Here is a 23,807-nt window from a genome sequence, read left to right as displayed (position 1 = left end):
ATGAACGATAGAGACGATCTGCTTGCGATAATCCGACGGTTCCAGAATTCGCAAACCGAGCATCACTTCGTCCCTGGCGTCACCGAGATCCAATCATCCGGCGCCTGCCTCGATGACGAGGACAGGGCCGCCGTCGTCGAGGCAGCGCTGGATATGCGTATCGCGGCGGGAATCCTGGCACATCGATTCGAGAACGAATTCGCCAGAAAAATCGGACTTCGCAAGGCGCGGCTCACCAACTCCGGATCATCGGCGAATCTGCTCGCGGTAACCGCCTTAACCGCCCCGGAGCTGGATGATGCCCGCCTGTGCCCCGGGGATGAGGTGATTACGGCTGCAGCCGGATTCCCGACGACAGTGAACCCGATACTGCAAAACGGATTGAAACCGGTGTTCGTAGATATCGATTCCTCCACATACAACACGACACCGGAAGCCGTGGAGGCGGCAATCGGTCCGAGAACCCGCGCCGTCGTACTGGCGCATACGCTCGGTAACCCGTTTCCGGTGGCAGAGATCTCCGCGTTGTGTGCGGAGCATGGCATGTTCCTGATCGAAGACAATTGCGATGCAGTCGGATCGACATACCGATCACGCGTTACCGGCACCTTCGGCGATCTGGCCACCGTCAGCTTCTACCCGGCACACCATTTGACCACGGGTGAGGGCGGATGCGTCCTGACCAACGACCTGACAACAGCTCGCGTCGTGAAGTCTCTGCGCGATTGGGGACGCGACTGCTGGTGCGAGCCGGGCGAAAGCAACAGATGCGGAAAGAGATTCAATCAACAGCTAGGCGGTCTTCCTTACGGATACGACCACAAGTACATCTATTCGCATATCGGCTACAACCTGAAGGCAACAGATATCCAGGCTGCGCTCGGGCTCTCCCAGCTGGCCAGGCTGGACGATTTCTGCGCCCGTCGGCGTCATAACTGGCGTCGGCTTCGCGAAGGCCTGGACGGGATCGACCATCTCCGCCTGCCGGAACCAACCCCCGAAAGCGATCCGAGCTGGTTCGGATTTGCCCTGACGGTGCTGCCGGACGCGCCTTTCGGCCGTATCGACATCGTCAACTTTCTCGAAGGCCGCAAAATAGCGACCCGTGGCCTATTCGCCGGAAATCTCCTCCGCCATCCGGCGTACACGAATATCGAGTGCCGTATCTCCGGAAGCTTGGCTGTCAGCGACTATGTTGCCGACAACACCTTCTGGGTCGGCGTGTACCCGGGCATAACCGACGAGATGACCGACTACATGGTCGCCTCGGTCCGGGAGTATGTTTCCGGCTACCGACGCTCACAGGTCCGGTTCGTGGCGCCCGCCCCCGAGGACAGGCGGTGAACAGGCTGCTGGTCACCGGTGCGGACGGGCTACTCGGCAGCGGGATAACGAGGGCGACGAGCCCGTTTCGTCGTGCCGATCGACAGGTGCTCGGGTTCGGATCCAAAGAACTCGACATCACCGATGCGACGGCGCTGAACGACACCGTCGGCCCCGGCGATGTGGTCATCAACTGCGCGGCGTACACCGGCGTAGACGCCGCCGAGACCGAAGCCGATAAGGCGTTCGCGGTCAACGGGGTAGGCCCGGGACTGCTGGCCCGAGCCTGCGCGAACAGGGGAGCGCGAATGCTGCACATCTCGACCGCGTACGTCTTCGACGGGTCGGGGTCGAGTCCATGGGAGACCTGGTCACCGACCGCTCCGTTGAGCGTGTACGGAAGATCCAAGTTGGCAGGTGAGGAGGCCGCCCGAGCAGCGTTGCCCGATGTGCGGATCGTCCGCACCATGTGGCTGTACTCGGGGACCGACCGGGATTTCCCGGCCGCACTCGTGCGGAGATGCTCGCGGGGCGAGCACGTCGCGGTCGTCACCGACCAGATCGCGTCCCCAACCTTTGTCGACGATCTCGTATCCGGTCTGTTCGACCTCGTCGCGCACCCGAATCCACCGCGCCTGCTGCACGCGACCGGAGGCGGCGAGGCATCCAAATACCGATTCGCTCGTGGGATTATCGAAGCGGCGGGACTCGATGCGGACCTGTTACGGCCCTGCCGGACATCGGATTTCCGAGATGCCGCAACCCGGCCCCGCAATGCCGTTCTGTCGAATTCATCGTGGATCGACTGCGGCCTTACGCTGCTACCGCACTGGCGTGACGGACTACACCGCGCTGTCAGCGCTGCAGTTCAGGAGTGACTACCTTTCGGTGACCCGGTCGCGGCGCCTCCGCAAAACCCGTTGCCGAACCGCGGCGACCACTGCTACTTTTCCGGAGACCGTGCAAGAGAACGAGGAGGTGGTACCCGTGAACACAGTATCGACATGGGTGCTCCCTTCTCGGGACACGGTCGGGCGATAGGTCGTCCGGGAGCGCCGTTCAAGAGCACTCCCGAAAGGCACGACCATGCAATTCACTTCTGAACAGCGCCTCGACGACGACATCCTCGAGCGCGAATTCACCCTCGGCGAGGTCCCCGGCATCCTCTGGACGCCCACATCCGCATCCGCACCGGCACCGCTCATCCTGGTCGGCCACCCCGGCGGACTGCACATGATGTACCCCCGACTGGTGGCCCGGGCCAGGCACGCCGCGGCGGCGGGATACGCCGCGGCGACCATCGAGCTCCCTGGGGCCGGTGACCGACCCCGTTCGGCCGTCGCCGAGCAGGCCCGCGCCGACCTGCGCCGGGCGTTGGCGGCCGGTGAGCAGGTCAACGACGATATCGTCGACCGGCTCGTCCTCCCACTGGTCGAAAAGGCGGTCCCGGAATGGCGGGCCACTCTGGACGCCCTTCTTTCGCTGCCCGAGATCGGCGGCCCGGTCGGGTACTCGGGAGGGGTGATCGCGATCGGCCTCCGGCTGGCGGTGGTCGAGCCGCGCATTTCGGCCGCCCTTCTGTTCGCCGGGAGTTTCGTGCCGCGCACCATGTTCGAGCAGGCCCGGCAGGTCACCATTCCGCTGCAGGTTCTGTTGCAGTGGGACGACGAAGGAAACGACCGGCAACTGGCCCTGGACCTGTTCGACGCCTTCAGTTCCAAGCAGAAGACGCTGCACGCCAATATGGGTGGGCACACCGGCGTCCCGCAGTTCGAGGAGGACGCCGGGAACCGGTTCTTCGCCCGGCACCTGAAGTGAGAGCGGCCCGTCAGGTCGGCAGCAGACGATAGGAGCTGTCGGTCAGGATGCCGCTCATCGAGGAAAGGTCCCGGCCCTCCTCGACCGCGGTAGGCGGATGCACAACCGCCCCGATCGCGACGGTACCGGCCGGTCGGGGCGGCGCGTCTGTGGCGGAGACGTCGAGATAGTCGAGCGGCTCCACTACCCGGATATGGGGTGACCGATCAACGCGGGCGGCAGTGCCCTCGGCCCTCAGATGCCCGGCGCCCGGCCGACTCTCAGTCCCCGATGTTCCGGAGGTGCGGCATCGGGGCTGGATCGTCGGTGGGTCCTGAGAGGATGCCCGCGAACGTTGTCGAATATGGGAGAAGTGCATGACGGACAAGACTTTACGGGTGATCGGCGAGCTCATGGGTTCGGTGCCGTCGGCGGGTTCATTTGCTGCGCGTCGGACGGGCTCGGCGGAGAACCTGGTGATCGAGGTAGATGGGGTGGGGCCGATCCGGTTGCCGGTGACGCCGGCTCAGGCGCGGCGACTGTGCGAGCTCGCGCTGCCGGCGCGGTATGGGCTGCGCGAGCAGACCCTATTGGACGCGAATGTGCGTGACACATGGGAGGTTCCGCGGGGCCGGGTAGCGGTCGACGAGCGGCGGTGGCGCGAGACGTTGCTGCCCATGCTGGACATACTGCGGGCCGAGCTGGGTCTGGCGCCGGACTGCGAGTTGTCGGCGGAGCTGCATTCGATGCTGGTGTATGAGGCGGGACAATTCTTTCAACGCCATCAGGATTCGGAGAAGGCCGACGGCATGATCGGCACGTTGGTGGTGACTCTGCCTTCGGCGTTCACCGGCGGGGAGCTGGTGATCGAGCAGCAGGGGATGAAGGTCACCGACCAGGGTTCGCCGGAGGAGCTGTCCTTCATCGCGTTCTATGGCGACTGCGAGCATGAGGTGCTGCCGGTCACCGACGGTTTCCGGATCACGCTGACCTACAACCTGGTGGCGAAGGGGCGCACCGGCCCGGACGCCGCCGCTTTCGCCATGCATCCGTCGGTCGCGTTACTGGCCGAGCAGTTACGCGCGCATTTCACCACACCGGTGGAATTGCCGACGTGGCGTTTGCACCGCGAGCCGAAACGCCCACCTCATCAACTCGTCTATCTGCTGGATCATCAGTATTCCCAGCAGGGATTCGGGTGGGGTCAGCTCAAGGGCGGCGATGCTGCCCGTGCCGGGATCATGCTCGCGGCGGCGGACATCGGGGGATACGACACGTCGCTGGCGCTCGCGGAGGTCGAGGACTCCTACGAGGAGGATTACACCTCGTGGATGATGATTTATCGTCAGCGTTGGGAGCGCGTCGAGGGCGGGTGGAAATGCGTCGAAAGCGCTGACGTGGAGTTCGATGAAGACGGGGACATGGTGGAGCCTGTGCCCGATGACCCCGCGAGCCTTCCGGTGCGCTCGAGCCTTCCTTTGGTCCCGGGATCGGAGGATCTCGGCGAGCTGCGCTGGTCGACCATCACATTGACGTGGCTGATCGACCGATCAGGGGCGGCTGGTGAGCCCACTGTGCGGGAGGTTTGGGATGAGGAGTTGTGTACGGGCGAATCGAAGTCGACGCTGGAGCCGTTCGCGTCGGAGATCGAGGGTTACATGGGCAATGAAGGAAACACCGCCAATTTCTGGTACAGGCGCGCGGCGATCATCATCCGGCCACCGTCATAAATGACGACAGGATCCCAACGACGTTTCGAACAATGGTTCGCTGATTGTCCGAAATCAAATCGGGCGAACTCCCGTCCCTTTCAACATATATCGCTTGCCGCGAGACCCGGCGGTGCCGCACAATAGGCGGCCGATGCCAGGACCTGCGGAAGCCCGGAATCAGCGAGACGTGTGCACACGCGGCCGCAGCTGACGACGTGGACGCACGGCGAATGGGTGGGACAGAATTTGGCGAATTGGTGGTTCATGTTCGATGTGATCATTGCCGGGTGCGGGCCGACCGGTGCGATGCTGGCCGCCGAACTGCGGCTGCACGATGTGCGGGTACTCGTTCTGGAGAAGGAGACCGAGCCCGTGTCGTCGTTCGTGCGCATAGTCAGTCTGCACATGCGCAGTATCGAGCTGATGGCGATGCGCGGACTGCTGGATCGCGTTCTCGAACGCGGGAGACAGCGTCCGGTCGGCGGTATCTTCGCCGCCATCACCAAACCTGCGCCCCAGGGCCTGGATTCCGCGCACGCCTATCTGCTGGGCATCCCGCAGCCGGTCATCGATCATCTGCTCGGAGAACATGCGATCGAACTGGGTGCGCAGGTCCGGCGCGGTTGTGCGGTGGCCGGTTTCGAGCAGGATGACGAGGGGGTGACCGTCGAGCTGGCCGACGGGGAGCGGCTGCGTTCGCGTTACCTCGTCGGCTGTGACGGCGGGCGCAGTACGGTCCGCGAACTGCTCGGCGTCGGCTTCCCCGGCGAGCCCGCGCGGACGGAGACGCTGATAGGCGAGATGGAAGTGGGCGTGCCGCAGGAGGAGATCCCCGCCAAGGTGACCGAAATCCACAAGACCAATAAGGTATTCAGTCTCGGGCCCTTCGGCGAAGGGGTCTACCGCGTCGTAGTCCCCGCCGCGGGAGTCAGCGAGGATCGCGCGCAACCGCCCACCCTCGAGGATTTCAAACAGCAGTTGCGTGCCATCGCCGGAACCGATTTCGGTGTGCACTCCCCGCGCTGGTTGTCGCGCTTCGGCGATGCCACGCGGCTGGCCGAGCGTTATCGGGTCGGGCGGGTGCTGTTGGCCGTCGATGCGGCGCACATCCACCCGCCCGCCGGCGGTCAGGGCCTCAATCTGGGTGTTCAGGACGCGTTCAACCTCGGCTGGAAACTGGCCGCACAGATCCGCGGCTGGGCACCGGAAGCATTGCTCGACACCTACCAGATCGAACGTCATCCGGTCGCCGAAGACGTACTGGACAACACCCGTGCCCAGATGCAACTGCATGCCATCGAACCGGGCGCGCAGGCCGTGCGCAGGCTTTTCACCGAACTGATGGACTTCGACGAGGTGAACCGATACCTGATCGAGAAGATCACCGCGATCGGCATCCGCTACGACTTCGGCGGGGGCCCCGACCTGCTCGGTCGACGGCTGCGCGATATCGACCTGAAACAGGGCCGCCTTTACGATCGTCTACAAGGGGGCCGTGGCCTGGTACTCGACCGCACCGAACGGCTGTCCGTCGAGGGCTGGTCGGACCGAGTCGACCTCATCGCGGATCCCGCTGCGGCACTGGATGTCTCGGCCGTCCTGCTGCGCCCCGACGGCTACGTCGCCTGGATCGGCGAGAACCAGCGGGACCTGAACGACCACCTCGCTCGCTGGTTCGGCAAGCCCGCCGACTGATTTCAGTGGACATCAGGCCACCAGCTCGCTCTCTGCTTCGGCGTCGCGATGGCAAGCGTGCTGTTCGGGCTGCTCCTGGTTGCCGTGTCCGAGCACGGCGCGGATATCGCCTTCCAGTGCACTGTCATCGCCGGGCTCATCGCGGATGGACCGGCGGCGCGCCGATGCTATTAACCCGGCAGCTCGGCCTTGCCAATCGGTTGCTGCACGCTGTCAGTGGAATCGCGCGGTAATCCGCTCGCTGAAATCCCGCTGATCGACAGAGTCGAACGGCAGAATGTGGCCATGCGGATATTTGCCCGATTGTTGCAGGTTGCTGTGGCCGGGGTGCTGGTCGTGGCGGCTGGGCATGGCGCCGCGGCTGCTCCCGCCGCGAGCGTCGCCCACAGTCAGTTGCCCTGGCCCTGGTCGACTCCTGAGCCGGACGGAGTGCGGGCGCCGGGGGCGGAGCTGGCCGACGGGATCACCGGCACGGTGCTGTGGTCGCGCGGGGCGAATGACCCCGTCCCGATAGCCAGCATCACGAAGGTGATGACGGCGCTGGTCGTGATCAACGTCGGGGACCTCGACCGGACTATTGCCGTACCGCAAGAATCCATCGCCTACAGCGCCGAGCACAACGGAAGCACCGCAGGCTTGGTACCCGGCGAGGTGCTCACCACGCGACAGCTCCTATACGCGATGATGCTGCCGTCCGGCTGCGACGCCGCTCATACCCTTGCCCAGGCCTACGGACCCGGCCAAGACGGCTTCATTGCCAAAATGAACGACACCGCGCGTCGAATGGGCATGGCGGGAACGCATTTCACCGACCCCAGTGGACTGCCGGCCCCCACCGACCACTCCACCTTCTCCACACCGGCAGACCTGGTGACCCTCGGCCTGCGCGCGATGAGCCTGCCGGTATTCCGCGACATCGTCGGGTCGCCGAGCTACCACCTGCCCGCGGGCCCGGGCAACCGCGAGCACCTCTGGCAGACCACGAACCTGCTGCTGAACGACTATCCCGGCGCCGTCGGCATCAAAACCGGATACACCGACGCCGCGGGAACCTGCCTGCTGTTCGAGACAGTGAGGGCAGGAATACCGCTGATCGGTGTGGTCCTGCACAGCTCACCCGACAGCGAAATCGCCGCGAAGGGCGACGCCGAGCGCATGCTGAATTGGGGTTACGGCCCGATCCTCAGCGCATTGCCGGTCAGCTAGCGCCGGATGCGGCAGAGTCGCGGATCTCGGCTACTCGAACCGGACTTCCCAGCGTTTGATTCCGTTGAGCCAGCCCGAGCGCAGCAGTTCGGGTTCGGCGACCTGGCTGATGTCGGGCATGGCGTCGGCGATGGCGTTGAACATCAGGTCGATCTCCAGCCGGGCCAGGTTCGCGCCGAGGCAGTAGTGGGTTCCCGCACCACCGAATCCGACGTGCGGGTTGGGATCTCGTAGCACATCGAAGGTGAATGGGTCATCGAAGGCTGTTTCGTCGAAATTGGCCGAGCTGTAGAACATTCCGACGCGTTGGCCCTTCTTGATCAATTGGCCGCCGAGCTCGACATCCCGTGTCGCGGTGCGCTGGAAGGCGGCGACCGGCGTTGCCCAGCGCACGATCTCGTCGGGCGCGGTGCGTGGGCGTTGCTCGCGGTAGAGCTGCCACTGATCGGGATGGTCGACGAACGCCTTCATGCCGTGGGTAATGGAATTGCGGGTGGTTTCGTTGCCCGCCACCGAGAGCAGGATGACGAAGAAGGCGAATTCCTCCGAGCTGAGGTGCTCGCCGTCGATATCGGCATTGACCAGCGCGGTGACGATGTCTTCGGCGGGGCACTCGCGCCGCTCCTCGGCCAGATGCCAGGCATAGCCGGTCAATTCGAGCTGTGCGGTGGCCGAATCGCCCGCGAATTCCGGATCATCGGCGCCGACCATCTGATTCGACCAGTGGAAGAGCTTCTTGCGGTCCTGCTGCGGGACTCCGAGTAGTTCGGCGATGGCTTGCAGCGGCAGCTCTGAGGCGACCAGTTCGACGAAATCTCCGCTACCGCCGCGCTTCGCGTCGGCGACGATGGCTGCCGCCCGTTCGGTGAGCGCGCGCCGCAGTCCCTCCACCGCGCGTGGCGTGAAGCCCTTCGACACGATGCGGCGGCTCTTGGTGTGTGTGGGCGGGTCCATATTGAGCAGGATCACCCGTTGCACCTCGATCTGCTCGCGGGTGATCTGCGGCTGATAGCGGATGATCGCGGTGTTCTCGGTCGAGGAGAAAGTCTCGGGGTGCCGCGAGATCTCCTTGATGTCCTCGAGCGTGGAGACCACCCAGTAGCCGCCGTCGTCGAACCCGCTCACACCGTCCGGCTGGGCGTTCCACCAGACCGGCGCGGTCCGGCGCAGCTCGGCGAACTCCTCGACCGGTCGGCGCGTCGCCCACAGATCGGGGTCGGTGAAATCGAAGCCCGCGGGTATCGACGGTGTGGCCATGGCCACCTCCCAGACTGGAACACGTTCTAGACGTCAATTCAAACACGGGAGGGGGCAGGGGTGGGGCGGTTCGGACGGCCTCAGCGCGGGTTCGGTGTTCTCGGCGAACAGACCTCAGAACGAGCATTGGTACTCGGAGTACTCGATCACCCGCACCGGCGCGTCCAATGAAGTCGTGTCCGCAAGAAACGCTTTCGCCGGCGCGCTGATAAGGAGACGCGCATGGCACTCACTCCGATCCCCGACCTCGGAGACCTGATTCTCGTTGCGCTGCACGATGTGCGGCAAGCAACCCCCGAACAGGTGATCAACCTGATCGAGGCGATGCCCGAGTTCCATCCCACCGAGGATGATCGTCAACCGGACCCGGCGCGCGAGAACCTCGTGCGTTGGCAGTCACGCCTCTATTCCGCGCGGCGGTACCTCGGCGACGAGGGTCTGGTCCTGTCCAGCCGCCGTCAGTGGCGCATCACCGAATCCGGTAGAGATGCCGCAGAAGAGGCGCGGCGGCGGCTGACAGATCCGGATCTGCCTTCCGTCACGCAGAGTCCGGATCAACGAAACCTCATCCAGCACAGTGTGATCACCAGGCCACTGCTCGATCCTGATGTGCGGGCGCGGGTACTCGACCAACCCAGCGACGACAGTCAAACGCTCTCGGTGGTCATCGAGTCGAACTTCCCTGTCAAACCGCTGATCGATGTGTCAGCACGCACCGTCAAGGCCGACGCGGCGCGGCGCACGTTCGACGCATGCGGGCGCGGAATTCGCTGGGCGGTGGTAGATTCCGGGATCGATCGAACGCACCCGCATTTCGATGCCGCGAAAACCCTACTCGCCGATGACGTGTTCCCGTTGCACCGCGATTTCACCAAGTCGGTGAATCCGGGCCCGGAGACCGTCGACTCGGCGCTACAGGACGGCCTCGGCCACGGTACCCACGTCGCCGGAATCATCGCGGGCCATCTCCCGAGTTCCTTCCCCGGCGAGAACCTTCAGGTGGTCACCGAGCAATACACCGAGCCCGACGACCCACAGCCGCTGCGCGGTGTCCGAGAGGTCGATCCCGGCGTGGTTTCCGGTATGGCCCCGCAGGCGCACCTGCGGTCCGTTCGGTCACCCTGCTACAGGGTGCCTTCTCCCACTTTGCCTTTGCCGCGTCGCTTCCGTTCGACGCGCGTAGAAGCGGGGCGTTGAACGGGAAGGACGCGCGTGTCGACGGCCCGATCATCGTCTGCTACTCCGTGCACGACTCCGCGGTCGGCACCCTATATCCGCTGGCGCCGCTACTCGGCCGCGAGGATGCCGCGGGCCTGGACGACGCGACCTACCGCTGGGGCGGTATCGGCCACGACGGCCATCAGCCGGACGTGGCGGCCATGCCGCTGCTCGAGGTGGGAAGCCGATACGACTTCGCCGGGCACCGGCTCGTCAATATCGATGCGGCCGCCGTCGTGAAGAACGGCTCGCCCCCATCGGGAGCCCACTCCGACATCGTCCACCCCGAGCTCGCCTGGGTCGTCGTGTCCTCGGGTGGTCTGGTCAGCTGAACCGCCTCACTCGGAGCCGAAGCCCGCGAACATCTTTCGCTTGAGCGGGGGAACCGCCTCCGCGACGCGGAAGACCGTCCTGCCGATGGCCCGCCCGACGGAATTGTCGGACACCGTCTGCTCCGCGGCGGTCAGTGAGTCACGCACGGCCGCGAATCCGTACTCGATCATCTGTGCCTCGTAGTCGTGGATGGCGGCGAGCAGCGGCTGCTCGCCGTTGGCGGCGGCGACCAGCTTGTCGCACAGCAGTTGGGCGTCGCGCAGCGCGATATTGGCGCCGATGCCGCGGAAGGGGGTCATGCTGTGGATCGCGTCGCCGAGCAGGGTGACATTCGTTGTCTCCCACGGCGGCAACGGAACCGAGGTGCGGATCGGGATGAGGGTGACTGTGTCGGTATCGGATCCGCCGACCAACTCGCGCAATTCGGGCGCCCACCCTGCGATGAGGCGGTTGACCATGTCGTGCAACTGCGCGGTGTCCAGCGACTCCAGTTCGACGCCACCGGGGTAGTCGCCGCGCTTGGCGGCGTAGGCCCAGAAGACGTAGGACCGAGTGTTGTCGAAAAGCGCGCCGGGGGCCAGCGCGGCCGCCCCGTCGTTGCCACCGATACCGGAGAAATGCGGATCCGGTTGATCGAATTCGTGTGGAGCGATGAACATTCCGCAGCCCTTGGGTGGCATGATGGCAAGGGCTGACGCGAGGAACTTCGGTGTAAGTCGTCGCCTGCTTTCGTCGGTGAGGACGAACTTGCCCGCGACGGTGACGATACTGGTTGCCACCCGCCGCGCCTGCGGAAGCCGTTGCGCGCGAACCCGCGATGTCCCGCCGTCCGCGCCGACCAGGACATCACCGACCGCCGAGCCGCCGTCGGCGAAGTTTACCTCGACCCGGCCGTCGGGCAGTTCGGCGTAGCCGGTGATCGCCTTGTCGTAGTGCACGACGGTGTCGAGATCGGCAAGCAGGATCTGGCGCAGGGTGATCCGGCTGATGCCGTAGTGGCTGTCGATCTCGTTGTGCTCGCCCTCGATCACCTCGGTATCGAGATTCAGCAGATCCTTCATCTGCTCGGTGACGAAGCCGAATCGGGTGGCACCCTTGCCGGAGCTGGCAATGAATGCCCGGTAGGCCGGTTCGGGAAGCAGCTCGTGCAGTGCCCGGCTGCCGGTGGGATTGATGTGAACGCGGAAACCCTGCACGCGGTCGGTGCGGTGGCGGTCGCGTTCGTACACTGCGACGCTGACGCCTGCCTTGCGCAGGCCGTTGGCCAACGCGAGGCCGCCGATGCCACCACCGGCGACGAGCACATGCGGGAACTTGTTGTCGGACATGATATTTACTTCCAAATCTGTGCTATTCACTGCCGTAGCGATTGCTGGCAGATCGCTCGAGAGAACCAGCTATTCCTGGCTCCAGCCGAAGGGCCTGCTGCGCCGTCCCGCACGTTGTTGCTGGTCTGCGTCGTGCGCCGCCCACGACTCGATCAGCCGGTCGAGCAACCCGGTCAGTGCGATCACGTCGGTCGCCGACCAATCGGCGATTACCGCCCCGAAGACCTGCGTGCCGACATCGAGGAACCGCTGAAGCTCCGCGCGTCCCGCGCCGGTCGCCTCCAGCAGGACCGCGCGCCGATCCGCAGGGTCGGCGCGGGTGCCGACCAGGCCGGCGTCGGTCAGCGCTTTGACGTGCCTGGTGATCGAGGAGGGCAGTGCGTCCAACCGTTCGGCCACCTCGCCCGCCCGCAGTGGGCCGTGCTCGACGGCCTGCTGTAGCACCCCGACTCGGACCGGATCGAACGCCTTCGCCATGCCGGTACGCATCGCCTCGGAGAAGCGCGCGGTCGTTCTGGCCAGCTCCGCGATCTGGTCGTTATTTGCTTGCATGAAACAAGAGTAGAGTATTTGATTCCCTGAAACAACTATTCTGACACGATCGAATAAGTGCCCAGAATGTTCTGGTCCTTCGGGCTGAGAGATGACAGGCTTAAGCGGTGAACCATCCTCCGGATAAGCAGGCGGGGTCGGACCCGTCAACCGACAAGCTGGACGCGGCCGTCTTCAAGGTGGCAGGCGTGGTCGTGCTCGGCGCGATCATGTCGATCCTCGATATCACCGTCGTGACCGTCGCGATCCCAACCTTCCAGATCGAGTTCGATACGAGCTACGCGATCGCGGCGTGGACGATGACGGGCTACACCCTCGCGCTCGCTACCGTCATTCCGCTCACCGGGTGGGCCGCCGACCGGTTCGGCACCAAACGTTTGTACATGATGGCGCTGACGTTCTTCGTGCTCGGATCGGTGCTGTGCAGCTTCGCCTGGAACATCGAGTCGCTCATCGCCTTTCGCGTGATCCAGGGCATCGGCGGCGGCATGTTGATGCCGCTCGGCATGACGATCATGACCCACGCCGCAGGCCCGCAACGTATCGGCCGCGTGATGGCAGTGCTCGGCGTGCCGATGCTGCTCGGTCCGATCGGCGGCCCGATTCTCGGCGGCTGGCTGATCGACGCGTTCAGCTGGCACTGGATCTTCCTGATCAACTTGCCGATCGGTATCGTCGCGCTCGCCCTGGCCTACCTGGTCTTCCCCTCGGACAATCCGGAACCGTCGGAGTCGTTCGACTTCCTGGGAATGCTGCTCGCTTCGCCCGGTCTCGCGCTGTTCCTGTTCGGTGTGTCGTCCATTCCGGGAGAGGGCACGATCGCCTCGGCGAAGGTGCTCGCGCCCGCGGCCATCGGCCTCGTCCTCATGGTCGCGTTCGTCTTCCACGCGCTGCGCACCGAACACCCGTTGATCGATCTGCATCTGTTCCGCAACCGGTCGCTGACCTTCGCGGTCCTCACGATGGTGTTGTTCGCGATCGCCTTCTTCGGTGCCGGCCTGCTGCTGCCCAGCTACCTCCAACAGGTGCGCGGTGAATCCGCGCTGGCCGCCGGATTGCTGATCGCGCCACAGGGTCTCGGCGCGATGCTCACGATGCCGATCGCGGGCCGCTTCGTCGACAAGATCGGGCCCGGCAAGATCGTGATGGTCGGTATCGCGCTGATCTCGGTCGGCACCGTCTTCTTCACGCAACTCGAGGCGGATACCTCGTATGTGGCCATGTGTGGCGCGCTGTTCGTGATGGGCCTCGGTATGGGCTGCACGATGATGCCGATCATGACCGCCGCGATTCAGACGCTGACCCACCAGCAGGTTGCCCGCGGCTCGACCTTGATGAACATCATCAACCAGACCGCGGGCTCGATCGGCACCGCGACCATGTCGGTGGTGCTGACGAATCTGTTGAAGGATCAGCCCTTCGCCGGACCCGCGATCGCGTCCAACTCCAATCCCGCTATCGCGGCTCAGCTTCCGCCGGGTGCGATCGAGGCGGGACTGAAGCAAGCCGCAGAGGCCTTCAGCAACACCTACATCGTTGCGGTGGTTCTCATCGTGCTGACCTTGGTCCCGGCCTTCTTCTTGCCGCGCACCAAGCCGAAGAGCCCGGAGGTCGCCGACGCGCCGGCGGCCATGGTGCACTGACCGCACACCTTCGATGCGAAACGGCCAGGGGTCGGTGTTTCACACACCGGCCCCTGGCCGTTTCGCTGCTCGGTCTCAGGCGTACAGCGCGACGAAGCGATCGAGAGAACGTTCGATATCGCCCTTGAGCGCGCGAGCGACGCCGGAGCCGATGGGGCCGAACAGGGGCGGGCCACCGAGATCGATGGAGACGGTCACCGCGGAACCCGCTCCCTTGGGTGCGACGACCAATTCGAGACCGAACTTGGTGCCGCCCTTCCCCGCTCCGGTCAGCGCCAGCCTGCGGGGCGGCTCGGCCGCCTGCACCGTCCAGGTCACCCGGTTGCGCAACCCCTTCGCCGAGGCCACGCCGACGAGTTTTGTGCCGACGGTGAGCTCGCTGGGAACCTCGCTGCGCCAGGCCTCGTGCATGGTGAGCCACTTGTCCAGCTCATTGAGATCGGAGGTGTGCGACCACGCCTTCTCCGGGGAGATCGGAACGTCGACGGAGACCTTCAGCTTTGCCATCCGCGCATGGTATCCGGTACCCCGAGTTCCGTCGCTCGCCTCTCCACCACTGGTAACTCGAGGTGCCCTGATCGGTGCCGAACCCACCGTGTGATTCCGGAAAGCGCCTGGCGGCAGCCTGATCCAGTACTGCATCGCGCGAGATGTACTCCGCTGCAGCGAAGCTCGTGCGCGAGCATGTCCGCGTATCGGGAGAGAACTCTTGGCATTGCTGCTAATGTGGCCGAGTCGTCGGGAGGCACTGGCCTCCGACGCGGACCTGATCCGACCAGGGTTGCTCATGGTCGGCGTCGCGAGGAAGGCGAGACGAGCGCTGTGGCAGAAGCCTGTGGCACCCAGAGGAACCGCACAGAAGTCTCGACACAGACCGTGACGTGGCCCGGCTTGTCCGGTGAGCCTAGAGCCCGAAAACGACGAGAGAACTGATGAATCAAGATATCGCCGTGGTGCTTTCATGGATCCTCGCTCCCGCGCTGGTACTTGCCGTGGCGGCCGCGTTGTACTTGGCGCAATCCGCCAGGCAACAGCGGACGCGTGCGGATGCGCTGGCACAGCAACATGACGCACTGACACAACAAAACCGAGTACTCGAAGAATCCGTCGAACACTTAGCGGTCACCACGCTGCCCTCGGTGTCCGAGGCGGTCCGGCGCGGTGAGCTTGCCGCGCCGACGGTCGAGGCGCCGGCAGGCATGGAGAATTCGCGGTTCGCGCAGCTCCTGCGATGGACCGCCGAGCGCTACGCCGACGAGCTGAGACTCCTACAGATCGAAACACGAGAATCGAGTAGCCGCGAGGCCGAGGAGCAGGCGGTCACGACGGTCAAGACCGCGCAGGAATCCGCGCGTGCCGAGGTCGAATCCTCGTCGCGCGCCGCGACAAGTGCGGCGGTGCGATCCTTCGGCACCTCGGTGGTCAGCCTCGGTGCGGACGTCAGCCAGGTGGTCAGCGCCGCGCTGCGTGAACACCGAGACGACGACATCTATGCGACTCTCACTCGCATCGACCACACCGTTCAGCAGATGCTGCGCCAGGCGCAGTCCTACGTCATCGTGTGTGGTGGCCTGCCCGGCCGTCGCTGGCCCGCGCAGTCGCTCACCGATGTCGTCGGCGGCGCGACCGGCCGTGTGCGTGACTACCTGCGCGTGCGACCCAACCAGCTCGATCGCATTGTCATCAGCCGAGCGGTGGAACCGCTCGTGCACACCCTCGCAACGTTGCTCGACAACGCGCTGCGTTATTCGCCACCGACGTCGTACGTCGACGTCACCTTCCAGGAGGGTCATCACGGCGTCACCGTCATCGTCGACGACGCGGGCGTACGAATGAACCCCGAGCAGATGGAGGAAGCGCGACAGGTGCTCGCGCACGAACGCCCGGTCGACATCCACCAGCTCGGCCCGTCGCCAAGAGTCGGTTTCCCTGGTATCGCGGCGCTAGCGCGGCGCTACGGGTTCACCGTCTACATCGATGGCCCCAACGTCTATGGCGGTATGCGCGCGATGGTGTACATCCCTGAAGCTCTGCTCGTGGCACAACAGTCAAACAATGGCGGCGGCGCGGCTGCGGCCGCTCCCGCTCCCGCTCCCGCGCCTGCTCCCGTCGAGCCTGCGCCGGTACCGGTTGCGGTCGGCGCACACGAGCAGCAGGTCGAAGACCAGCCGTTCTCGGTGCACGAGATCACCAGCGGCGGCCTGCCCAAGCGTCGGCGCAGGACGACGGCACCGGTCGAGGTCGGCGTGGAGCGCGCCGAGACCGAACCCGGAACAGCGCGACCTGATATCGCGGCAGCCTGGCAAAGCGGCTCCAAGACCGGTCGCGCTGCCGCGACCGACAGTTTGCCGATCGCTGAGAACACCCCATCCGACCACACCGAAGGGCTGACATCCTGATGGGCACACCGATTACGGCGGGGGCCGACAGCACCAACAAGCTGGGGTGGCTACTCGAGGATCTGAATGCCCCGGGTGTCCGATTCGCCGTGCTGCTCTCCGAAGACGGCCTGCGGATCGCGCACTCCGGCGGTGTGTCGAAGGACGACGCGGAACGATTCGCGGCCGCCGCCTCGGGTCTGCGGTCACTCGGCAAGGCGCTCGGCGAGTTCTGCGGCGGCGTCGGTAATGGGGTGCGCCAGAACATGACCGAGTACGACCAGGGGATGATCCTCATCACCGCGGCGGGTGAGGGCGCGCTGCTCGGCGTTGCCACCAACACCGACGCCGATGTCGGCCTCGTTGCGCACCGCATGAACGAGCTTGCCGGGCGGGTCGGGCACGAGCTCGGCAGCCAGCCACGTGGAAGGGCTGATAGCGGCGGCTTGCCGTGAGCGCGGCGCAATCGAGCGCTGGTAAGGCGCAGTCGTGAGTGGGTCGCGGCGGGATCCGGATCTGGTCCGTGCGTATGTGCGGACCGGAGGCCGGACGCGGCCCACGCGCGAATTGGACTTGGTGACTTTGGTATTGGTCAACAAGGATCCGACGCCCGGTGTTACTCCCGACGCACGCCAGGTGCTGAACCTGTGCAGTCGCCGCAGCGCGCTGTCGATCGCGGAGATCGCAGCGTATCTCGATCTACCGCCTTCGGTGGTGAAGATCGTCGTCTCTGATTTGCTCGACAGCGAGCACCTCGTCATGCCCCGCCCGGCCGCTGTCAAGCCGGGAATTTCTTTGCTGGAGGAGGTACTCAATGGACTCCGTGCTCTCCCGGCCTGAGCGCGACGTCGACTATGTTCCCGACACCGTTGTCAGGTCGGTAAAGCTATTGGTCGCAGGCAATTTCGGTGTCGGCAAGACGACCTTCGTGAACAGCCTCTCGGAGATCAAGCCGTTGCGCACCGAGGAGACGATCACCGAGGCAAGTGTCGGTGTCGACGATATGGCGGGGTTGCCGGGTAAGTCGCAGACGACCGTCGCGATGGACTTCGGCCGCATCACGCTCAATCCGGAACTCGCGCTATACCTTTTCGGGACACCGGGCCAGAAGCGCTTTGTACCGCTGTGGGAAGAGCTGGCCCGCGGAGCCCTCGGCGCTCTGGTGCTCGTCGATACCCGGCGTATCGAGAAGGCCGATGAGGTGCTGTCGGTGCTCGAGGAACGCGGCGTGGCGTACTCGGTGGCGGTCAATCAGTTCGAGGGCTCCCAACGTTTTCCGCTCGAAGAGATCAGGGACGCGCTCGACCTCACGCCGGGCACTCCGCTGACGACTCTCGACGCCCGCGATAGGAGTACGTGCCTGCGGTCGATGATCACCCTCGTCGAATTCCTGTTCCAGCGTCAGGAGTCACGGAGGTAACCACAAGGGACGCGCCGCTGGAACAGGTCATGAGACAGAGGCGAGGGCGAGCAGGTGCGTCAGCGCCTGCTGTAGTTCGCGTTCGGGTTGCCGGGGGAGTGTCGATGGCGGTGAGCTCATCTGCGGTTCCCCGGTGGCGCGTGTGCAACAGTCGCATGGCCTGCTCCAGCGTTGTCCCCGCGACGGGGCGGTGCTCCTCGTCGTAGGCATGACCGTCGGGCGTGTCGACGGTGAATCGGTGGTCGGCGTCAGGAAAAGTCGGGCCAGCGGTCGGCCCACGGCCGCGCTTGTTCGAGTTGTGTGGCGACGCGCAGGATTCCGAGTTCGTCGTTGGGTCGGCCGATCAGCTGGACGCTGAGGGGCAGGCCGGTGGGGGACCAGCCTGCCGGAATTGCGGCGGCCGGGTTGCCCGTCACATTCCAGAGCGCCGTGTAGCTGGTCATGGGGATGCTGCGCCGCATGGCGCGCACTACTCCCAGGTTGTCCAGTCGACCTACCGGTCCTGGGAGGTGGGGCAGCGTCGGGGTGAGCACGAAGTCGTAGCGGTCGAACACGGTGTTGATCGTTGCCGCGACCTGCTCGCCCCGCCGTTCGGCCCATCGCAGTACCGGTTCTGGTGCGACGACACGGGCGATGGCCGCGATCGTGCGGGTGCGCCGCTCGAGCAGGTCCGGGCGATCGACCTGGTCGGTCTCTTCCCTGATGCCGCCGAGGAATTGCGGGAGGAAGGCGGAGGTGACATCCGGGTAGCTCGGCTCGAAGTCCTCGACGTGATGGCCGAGCTCGGCTAGTGCCTCTGCCATAGCGCGAACGGCCGCAACACATTCCGGATCGGGGCGGACGCCTGGAACGGCGCAGCGCAGCGACACCGCGATCCGCAGCGGACCGGTGGGTTCGGTAACGGCGAAACCGGTTTCGAGCGCCTGCCAGCGATCGGTCGCGGTACTGCCGCTGATCACCTCGTAGAGCAGCGCGCTGTCTGCGACCGTTCTGGTGAGCACACCGAGTGTGCCCAGTGCTCGCCACAGGTCGCGGTGCGGCGCGGTACTGACCCGCCCCCGCTGCGGCTTCAGGCCGAACAGACCGCAGTACGCCGCCGGTATCCGGATCGACCCGCCGCCGTCGCCGCCGGTCGCGGCCGCGACGATACCGGTTGCCACAGCTGCCGCGGAGCCACCGCTCGAGCCGCCGGTCGTGCGTGTGGTGTCCCACGGATTGCGGGTGTAGCCGTGTGCGGCGGATTCGGTGAAGGGCCAGGTTCCGAACTCCGGCAAGGTGGTCTTACCGACGATGATCGCACCGGCCGCCCTGAGCCTGCGCACCATCTCACCGTCCGCCGTGGCGGGCACGGTATTGCCCGCGCCGCCGAAAGTCGTTGGCACGCCCTCGACATCGACCTCGTCCTTGACCGCGATCGGCACCCCGTGCAACGGCCCGAGTTCCTCCCCGCGCGCTTGCCGATCATCGAGCGCCCGAGCCTGAGCCAGCGCCCGATCGGTGAGCACCTGGGTGAACGCGTTCAACCGAGGCTGCCACCGCTCGATCCGAGTGAGTGTCTGCTCGGTCAGCTCGACCGCCGACGTCCGACCCGTCCGGACGGCCGCGGTCTGCTCCGCAACCCCGATGAAAGCCCGCTCCCCACTGTGCGCGCTCGTATCCTCGGTCATCGGGGTTCCTTTCGGTGCTGGAGACGGAGCGTCGCAACAATCGCATCAGCGACTCGCCGGACGAATGTTCAGCTGCCGAGTACACGCCGACTCACTCGGCGTGTCAACCGCGACCGGCCGTAGCACCCGCCTCAATCCTCGCTGCTGCCCCGATCTCCGACGAACCGCAGCAGCGCCGGATCGCTGGAGACAATCCGATCCACCTCTTCACCGCCGGTGCACTGGAACAGCCCGATAGTCAGCTGCCCCGCGCGTCGGCCGACTACTCGCCACATGGTCCCGGAGTCCTGCCAGCGGCGCAGGATCGCGACCGCATCCTGCGGCGCGGTCGCAGGTGGTTGTTCGGGCATGGGCTGATCTTTCGTCGGGATCCGTCGCCGCCAGGCTACGGCGCGCCGCCTGCTACCGGGTTGTCCGACCCGCCGTTGAGGTTGTCGGCAGGTGCGGGGCGTGGCAGCTCGCCTGTCCTATGGGGTGACGATCGCGAAGTTCGGGTCGGGCTTGTCGAATAGTCCCGAGAGCTGCTTCAGAGCGGCGAGGTCGCCGTCGATGGTGATGTCGCCCTTCAGGACCGCCTCCTGCATGTTCCCGCCCGTGAGCATGGTTTTCGCGAACGCGGCCCGGGTCAGGGTGACGGTCGCGTCGGGGGCGGGCAGGTTGTCCTCGGCGGTGCGGGCGTAGTGGATGAGTACGCCGTTGCGTATTTCGGTGCGTTGCGTACGGTTGTCGGCATCGCGGAATCGCCAATCGGTGACGACGTCGATGTCCCATGCCTTCGGCCCGTCGATGAACAGGGAGATCGCGTCGAAGGCCTGGTCCACGGTGAGTGCGGAAAGCATGCCTTGCGCATCGGCCTTGGTCGGGGTGCCGAACGAGCCGTTGCGCAGTTCATGAGCGCCGCTGAGATAGAAGTTGCGCCAGGTGCCGTTCTCGGCACCGTATGCGAGTTGTTCGAAGGCGCTGGCCTGCATGTTCTTTGCCTTGGCGTTGTCGGGATCGGCGAAGATCACGTAGTTCACCATTTGGGTGACCCAGCGGTAATCGCCTGCGGCGTAGGCCTTTTGCGCCTTCTTCAGTACCTCGTTCGCGCCGCCCATGGCCTCGACGTGTCGTTTCGCGGACTCGACGGGCGGATGCTCCCACAGGTGGGCGGGGTTGCCGTCGAACCAGCCCATGTACCGCTGATAGATCGCCTTGACGTTGTGGCTCACCGAGCCGTAATAGCCGTGAGTGGACCAGTTCTCGGTGATCGCGGGCGGCAGTTGGATCATTTCCGCGATCTCACTACCGACATAGCCTTGGTTGAGCAGTCGCAGCGTCTGATCGTTGAGGTAGCCGTAGAGATCCCGTTGCAGTGACAGGAATCCCACGATCCTGTCGGTGCCCCACATCGGCCAATGATGTGAGGAGAACACGACATCCGAGTTGCGCGCGTAGAGATTGATCGACTCGGTCAGGTACCTGGACCACACGTGCGGGTCGCGAACCAGTGCGCCGCGCAGCGTCACGATGTTGTGCAGTGTGTGCGTGGCGTTTTCGGCCATACAGAGGATTCGGCGGTCGGGGAAGTAGAAGTTCATCTCCGAGGGCGCTTCGGTGCCCGGTGTCATCTGGAACACCATGCGCACACCGTCGATGGTCTCTTCCTGGCCGGTGTGGGTGATGTCGAGGGTCGGGTCGATCAGGGTGGTGGTGCCGATCGAGGTTGTCTGACCGAGGCCCGCGCCGACCTGGCCCTTGGGGCCGCGCGGCAGGGCAGCGCCGTACATGTACGCGGCGCGTCGCGCCATCGCGGTGCCCGCGTAGATGTTCTCCGCCACCGCGTGCTCGAGGAATCCGGACGGCGCCAGCACTGGGCAGCGACCCGCGGCGACGGCCTCTCTGGTGGTGACGCCCATGGCGCCGCCGAAGTGGTCGACGTGCGCGTGCGAATAGATCAGGCCCGTGACCGGGCGATTCCCGCGCTGCGCGCGATAGAGGGCGAGACCGGCCGCCGCGGTTTCGGTGGAGATCAGCGGGTCGATGACGACCACACCGGTATCGCCCTCGATGAGCGTCATATTGGACAGATCGAGGCCGCGGACCTGATAGAAACCGGGCGCGATCTCATATAGGCCCTGTTTGACGGTCAGCTGGGACTGCCGCCACAGGCTCGGATTCACCGACAGCGGACACGGGGCGTGTAGGAAGCCGTAGGAATCGTTGTCCCACATGACCTTTCCCGCGCCGTCCTTGACGACGCCCGGCTCGAGCGCGGCGACGAATCCGCGGTCGGCGTCGGCGAAGTCGGCTGTGTCGGAGAAGGGCATGGTGGCCGAGACCTGCTTGTTCGCGTCGGCGATGTGACCGGAAGGCTCGGTCGGTGATGAGGACGGATCGACCTCGTCCGAGTCGCCGCATCCAGTCAGCCCGACGCCGACGCCCGCCACCGCGAGTGCGGCGGCGCCGACGCCGAAGACCCCTCGGCGTGAGACACGAGCCCCTTGTTTGCCGCCCTCGTTCCCGCGATCACCGTCGACCATTCTCGATTCCCGTCTCGATCCGATTGGCTGCTCACGGCAACATCGCGCGATGTTGCTGTCTGGTAGCCCATAGTATCCACTATTGCACTAAGAATGCAATATAGTACTGAGTGCTAGAGCTCGGAACCCTTCGACCGGAAAGCGGAAATCCTGTGAACTTCCCGATCGTCAACTGACGGGTGCCTCGTCCTCCGATATTCCGGCGGGCGGCGTTTCGGTAACTGTTCGCTTCGGTCCGGTGAACCAGTGCCTTGCCGACAGCAGCCACCAGATCCCGATCGCGCCGACCACCACGACCAACGTGATCGGCGCGTAATTCACTGTGTTCCAGGTGAAATCGCTGTTCCACGGATAGCCGCGATCATCGGTCGGCAGGATGAACAGCAGGCTGATGAACACGATCCAGATCAGTGCGACGATGCCGATAGGCCGATACCAGGTGCCGAGTTGCCAAGGGCCGGTGTGGAATCTGCTGCCGTGCAGCTGCCGCAACAGGATCGGGATGCCATAGGCGATGTACAGGCCGATGGTCGCGACCGAGGTGGCTGCGGCGTATGCGGTCGGCGCGTTCGCCGCGGGTACCAGCATGGATGGAATCAGCAGCACGAAAGCGAAGAACGAGATGAACAGCACCGCGTTCACCGGGACCTTTCGTGCGGAAAGTTTGCTCCAGAGTGCCGATCCCGGCACCGCGCCGTCGCGGGAGAACGCGAACAGCATGCGGGAGGCGGAAGTGACCGAGGCGTATCCGCAGAACAACTGGGCGATCGCCGCGATGATCAGCAGCAGGCCCGACCAGAACGAATTCAGCGAATTCTCCAGGATGTAGATCACCGGGTAGCCGCTGTTCTTCTCCGGATCGAGCGCATCGTCGAGATTCGGGATCGCGAAGGTCACTGCCAGAATGAGCAGATAGCCCGCGACCGCCGACACGATGATCGTGTTGATGATGCCCTTGGCCGCCGTGCGCGCCGCGTCGTGGGTTTCCTCCGACATATGTGCCGAGGCGTCGTAGCCGGTGAAGGTGTATTGCGCGTGCAGCAATCCGAGCAGGAAGCTGAACGCCACCCCGCCGAAGCCGACCGCGCTGTTGTCGACGGTTTCGGTGAATACGAAGCCGGCGCTCTGATGGTGGCTCGCGCCGAATCCGAGCACGATGACGAAGATCGCCACCCCGCCGACGTGCCACCAGGCCGAGATGTTGTTGATCACCGCGGACAAGTGCGGCCCGATCGCGTTCAGCACCGCGTGCAGCACCAGTATGACGATGTAGACAAAGAATATTGCGGTGCGGTCCGTTCCGATGTCGATACCGATTACGTTCAGTACCGCGGTGGCGAAGATGGCCGCGCCGTAATCGATGGCCGCGGTCACCGCGATCTGGCCGATCAGGTTGAACCATCCGGTGAACCACCCCCACGCCGGCCCGCCGAGCTGCGAAGCCCACCAGTACAGGCCGCCGGAAGTCGGGTAGGCCGACGCCAATTCGGCCATCGCCAGGCCGATGAACAACACCATCACCGAGACCAGCGGCCAACCCCAGGCCATCGTGATGGGGCCACCGTTGGCGAGCCCGATTCCGTAACTTGCCAGTCCGCCCGTCAGGATCGAGACGATGGTGAAGCTGATGGCGAAGTTCGAGAATCCCGACCAGGATCTGGATAGTTCTTGTTTGTAGCCGAGTTCGGCGAGCCTGCGTTCGTCGTCCGACGGAGATTGCGATTGCGGTGACTGGGCTCGGTTCATATTTGCTCCC

The 23,807-nt window shown here is 65.0% G+C and carries 23 protein-coding genes; 14 read left to right on the top strand and 9 right to left on the bottom strand.

The features are described from left to right. From rfbH to ACLMAJ_RS13350, 3 genes are all read left to right on the top strand, one after another. The gene (rfbH, locus tag ACLMAJ_RS13360; RefSeq protein ID WP_412013947.1) at nucleotides 1–1,344 is read left to right on the top strand and encodes a lipopolysaccharide biosynthesis protein RfbH; all 1,344 of its coding nucleotides are present in this window, start codon (nucleotides 1–3) and stop codon (nucleotides 1,342–1,344) included. Continuing rightward, on the top strand, nucleotides 1,341–2,201 hold the full coding sequence (gene rfbD / locus ACLMAJ_RS13355) for a dTDP-4-dehydrorhamnose reductase (protein ID WP_412013946.1): 861 nt from the start codon (nucleotides 1,341–1,343) through the stop codon (nucleotides 2,199–2,201). The genes rfbH and rfbD overlap by 4 nt, the downstream gene beginning before the upstream one ends. A gap of 208 nt (nucleotides 2,202–2,409) precedes the next feature. After that, complete coding sequence (locus ACLMAJ_RS13350) at nucleotides 2,410–3,141, top strand: dienelactone hydrolase family protein (protein WP_412013945.1); 732 nt, start codon at nucleotides 2,410–2,412, stop codon at nucleotides 3,139–3,141. A 10-nt stretch (nucleotides 3,142–3,151) separates the two neighbouring features. Here ACLMAJ_RS13350 and ACLMAJ_RS13345 read toward each other — a convergent pair whose 3' ends face one another. Then, nucleotides 3,152–3,325: a hypothetical protein gene (locus ACLMAJ_RS13345; RefSeq protein ID WP_412013944.1), complete on the bottom strand. Its 174-nt coding sequence runs from the start codon at nucleotides 3,323–3,325 to the stop codon at nucleotides 3,152–3,154. A 172-nt stretch (nucleotides 3,326–3,497) separates the two neighbouring features. Between ACLMAJ_RS13345 and ACLMAJ_RS13340 the strand changes: the two genes are divergently transcribed. From ACLMAJ_RS13340 to ACLMAJ_RS13325, 4 genes are all read left to right on the top strand, one after another. Continuing rightward, a complete protein-coding gene (locus ACLMAJ_RS13340; RefSeq protein WP_412013943.1) occupies nucleotides 3,498–4,850 on the top strand; it encodes a 2OG-Fe(II) oxygenase in 1,353 nt (450 codons plus the stop codon). A 246-nt stretch (nucleotides 4,851–5,096) separates the two neighbouring features. Continuing rightward, nucleotides 5,097–6,527, top strand: a complete 1,431-nt coding sequence (gene rox, locus ACLMAJ_RS13335) for a rifampin monooxygenase (RefSeq protein ID WP_412014081.1) — start codon at nucleotides 5,097–5,099, stop codon at nucleotides 6,525–6,527. 48 nt (nucleotides 6,528–6,575) lie between these two features. After that, nucleotides 6,576–6,701 carry a hypothetical protein gene (locus tag ACLMAJ_RS13330; protein ID WP_412013942.1) on the top strand — a complete coding sequence of 42 codons (126 nt, stop codon included), beginning with the start codon at nucleotides 6,576–6,578 and terminating at the stop codon, nucleotides 6,699–6,701. Between the two features lie 111 nt (nucleotides 6,702–6,812). Then, nucleotides 6,813–7,733 (top strand): D-alanyl-D-alanine carboxypeptidase family protein, encoded by a 921-nt coding sequence (locus ACLMAJ_RS13325; RefSeq protein WP_412013941.1) that lies wholly within the window; start codon nucleotides 6,813–6,815, stop codon nucleotides 7,731–7,733. Between the two features lie 30 nt (nucleotides 7,734–7,763). On the opposite strand, the gene ACLMAJ_RS13320 is transcribed toward ACLMAJ_RS13325, so the two are convergent. Beyond that, nucleotides 7,764–8,990, bottom strand: a complete 1,227-nt coding sequence (locus ACLMAJ_RS13320) for a cytochrome P450 (protein ID WP_412013940.1) — start codon at nucleotides 8,988–8,990, stop codon at nucleotides 7,764–7,766. 222 nt (nucleotides 8,991–9,212) lie between these two features. On the opposite strand from ACLMAJ_RS13320, the gene ACLMAJ_RS13315 reads away from it, so the two are divergent. Both ACLMAJ_RS13315 and ACLMAJ_RS13310 read left to right on the top strand, forming a co-directional pair. Next, entirely contained in the window at nucleotides 9,213–10,187 is a 975-nt protein-coding gene (locus ACLMAJ_RS13315) for a S8 family serine peptidase (protein WP_412013939.1), read from the top strand. Continuing rightward, nucleotides 10,184–10,540, top strand: coding sequence for a hypothetical protein (locus tag ACLMAJ_RS13310; RefSeq protein ID WP_412013938.1), 357 nt, complete (start codon nucleotides 10,184–10,186; stop codon nucleotides 10,538–10,540). Before ACLMAJ_RS13315 ends, ACLMAJ_RS13310 begins: the two co-directional genes overlap by 4 nt. 6 nt (nucleotides 10,541–10,546) lie before the next feature. Here the strand turns inward: ACLMAJ_RS13310 and ACLMAJ_RS13305 are convergent, their stop codons facing one another. Further along, the gene (locus tag ACLMAJ_RS13305; RefSeq protein ID WP_412013937.1) at nucleotides 10,547–11,869 is read right to left on the bottom strand and encodes an FAD-dependent oxidoreductase; all 1,323 of its coding nucleotides are present in this window, start codon (nucleotides 11,867–11,869) and stop codon (nucleotides 10,547–10,549) included. 69 nt (nucleotides 11,870–11,938) lie between these two features. Further along, nucleotides 11,939–12,421 carry a MarR family winged helix-turn-helix transcriptional regulator gene (locus ACLMAJ_RS13300; RefSeq protein WP_412013936.1) on the bottom strand — a complete coding sequence of 161 codons (483 nt, stop codon included), beginning with the start codon at nucleotides 12,419–12,421 and terminating at the stop codon, nucleotides 11,939–11,941. A 107-nt stretch (nucleotides 12,422–12,528) separates the two neighbouring features. On the opposite strand from ACLMAJ_RS13300, the gene ACLMAJ_RS13295 reads away from it, so the two are divergent. Then, a complete protein-coding gene (locus tag ACLMAJ_RS13295; protein ID WP_412013935.1) occupies nucleotides 12,529–14,064 on the top strand; it encodes a DHA2 family efflux MFS transporter permease subunit in 1,536 nt (511 codons plus the stop codon). Nucleotides 14,065–14,139: 75 nt separating this feature from the next. Here the strand turns inward: ACLMAJ_RS13295 and ACLMAJ_RS13290 are convergent, their stop codons facing one another. Further along, nucleotides 14,140–14,571 (bottom strand): type II toxin-antitoxin system Rv0910 family toxin, encoded by a 432-nt coding sequence (locus ACLMAJ_RS13290; RefSeq protein ID WP_412013934.1) that lies wholly within the window; start codon nucleotides 14,569–14,571, stop codon nucleotides 14,140–14,142. Between the two features lie 425 nt (nucleotides 14,572–14,996). Here ACLMAJ_RS13290 and ACLMAJ_RS13285 point away from each other — a divergent pair, with 425 nt between their 5' ends. The 4 genes from ACLMAJ_RS13285 to ACLMAJ_RS13270 are packed head-to-tail and all read left to right on the top strand — an operon-like array spanning nucleotide 14,997 to nucleotide 17,862. Beyond that, nucleotides 14,997–16,463: an ATP-binding protein gene (locus ACLMAJ_RS13285; RefSeq protein WP_412013933.1), complete on the top strand. Its 1,467-nt coding sequence runs from the start codon at nucleotides 14,997–14,999 to the stop codon at nucleotides 16,461–16,463. Then, nucleotides 16,463–16,897, top strand: a complete 435-nt coding sequence (locus ACLMAJ_RS13280; protein ID WP_412013932.1) for a roadblock/LC7 domain-containing protein — start codon at nucleotides 16,463–16,465, stop codon at nucleotides 16,895–16,897. Before ACLMAJ_RS13285 ends, ACLMAJ_RS13280 begins: the two co-directional genes overlap by 1 nt. Nucleotides 16,898–16,931: 34 nt before the next feature. After that, nucleotides 16,932–17,282: a DUF742 domain-containing protein gene (locus tag ACLMAJ_RS13275; RefSeq protein WP_412013931.1), complete on the top strand. Its 351-nt coding sequence runs from the start codon at nucleotides 16,932–16,934 to the stop codon at nucleotides 17,280–17,282. Beyond that, the gene (locus ACLMAJ_RS13270; RefSeq protein ID WP_412013930.1) at nucleotides 17,257–17,862 is read left to right on the top strand and encodes a GTP-binding protein; all 606 of its coding nucleotides are present in this window, start codon (nucleotides 17,257–17,259) and stop codon (nucleotides 17,860–17,862) included. Before ACLMAJ_RS13275 ends, ACLMAJ_RS13270 begins: the two co-directional genes overlap by 26 nt. Nucleotides 17,863–18,110: 248 nt before the next feature. On the opposite strand, the gene ACLMAJ_RS13265 is transcribed toward ACLMAJ_RS13270, so the two are convergent. From ACLMAJ_RS13265 to ACLMAJ_RS13250, 4 genes are all read right to left on the bottom strand, one after another. Next, a complete protein-coding gene (locus ACLMAJ_RS13265) occupies nucleotides 18,111–19,529 on the bottom strand; it encodes an amidase (protein ID WP_412013929.1) in 1,419 nt (472 codons plus the stop codon). A gap of 131 nt (nucleotides 19,530–19,660) precedes the next feature. Next, on the bottom strand, nucleotides 19,661–19,879 hold the full coding sequence (locus ACLMAJ_RS13260; protein ID WP_412013928.1) for a hypothetical protein: 219 nt from the start codon (nucleotides 19,877–19,879) through the stop codon (nucleotides 19,661–19,663). A 117-nt stretch (nucleotides 19,880–19,996) separates the two neighbouring features. Further along, a complete protein-coding gene (locus ACLMAJ_RS13255) occupies nucleotides 19,997–21,838 on the bottom strand; it encodes an alkyl/aryl-sulfatase (RefSeq protein WP_412014080.1) in 1,842 nt (613 codons plus the stop codon). A gap of 381 nt (nucleotides 21,839–22,219) precedes the next feature. Continuing rightward, the gene (locus ACLMAJ_RS13250; RefSeq protein ID WP_412013927.1) at nucleotides 22,220–23,797 is read right to left on the bottom strand and encodes an amino acid permease; all 1,578 of its coding nucleotides are present in this window, start codon (nucleotides 23,795–23,797) and stop codon (nucleotides 22,220–22,222) included. Nucleotides 23,798–23,807: the final 10 nt, after the last annotated feature.

The sequence above is a fragment of the Nocardia arseniciresistens genome (assembly GCF_046764875.1).
GTDB lineage: Bacteria > Actinomycetota > Actinomycetes > Mycobacteriales > Mycobacteriaceae > Nocardia > Nocardia arseniciresistens.
Note: the sequence above shows the minus strand (reverse complement) of the source record. Positions and strands in the feature narration are given on the sequence as shown.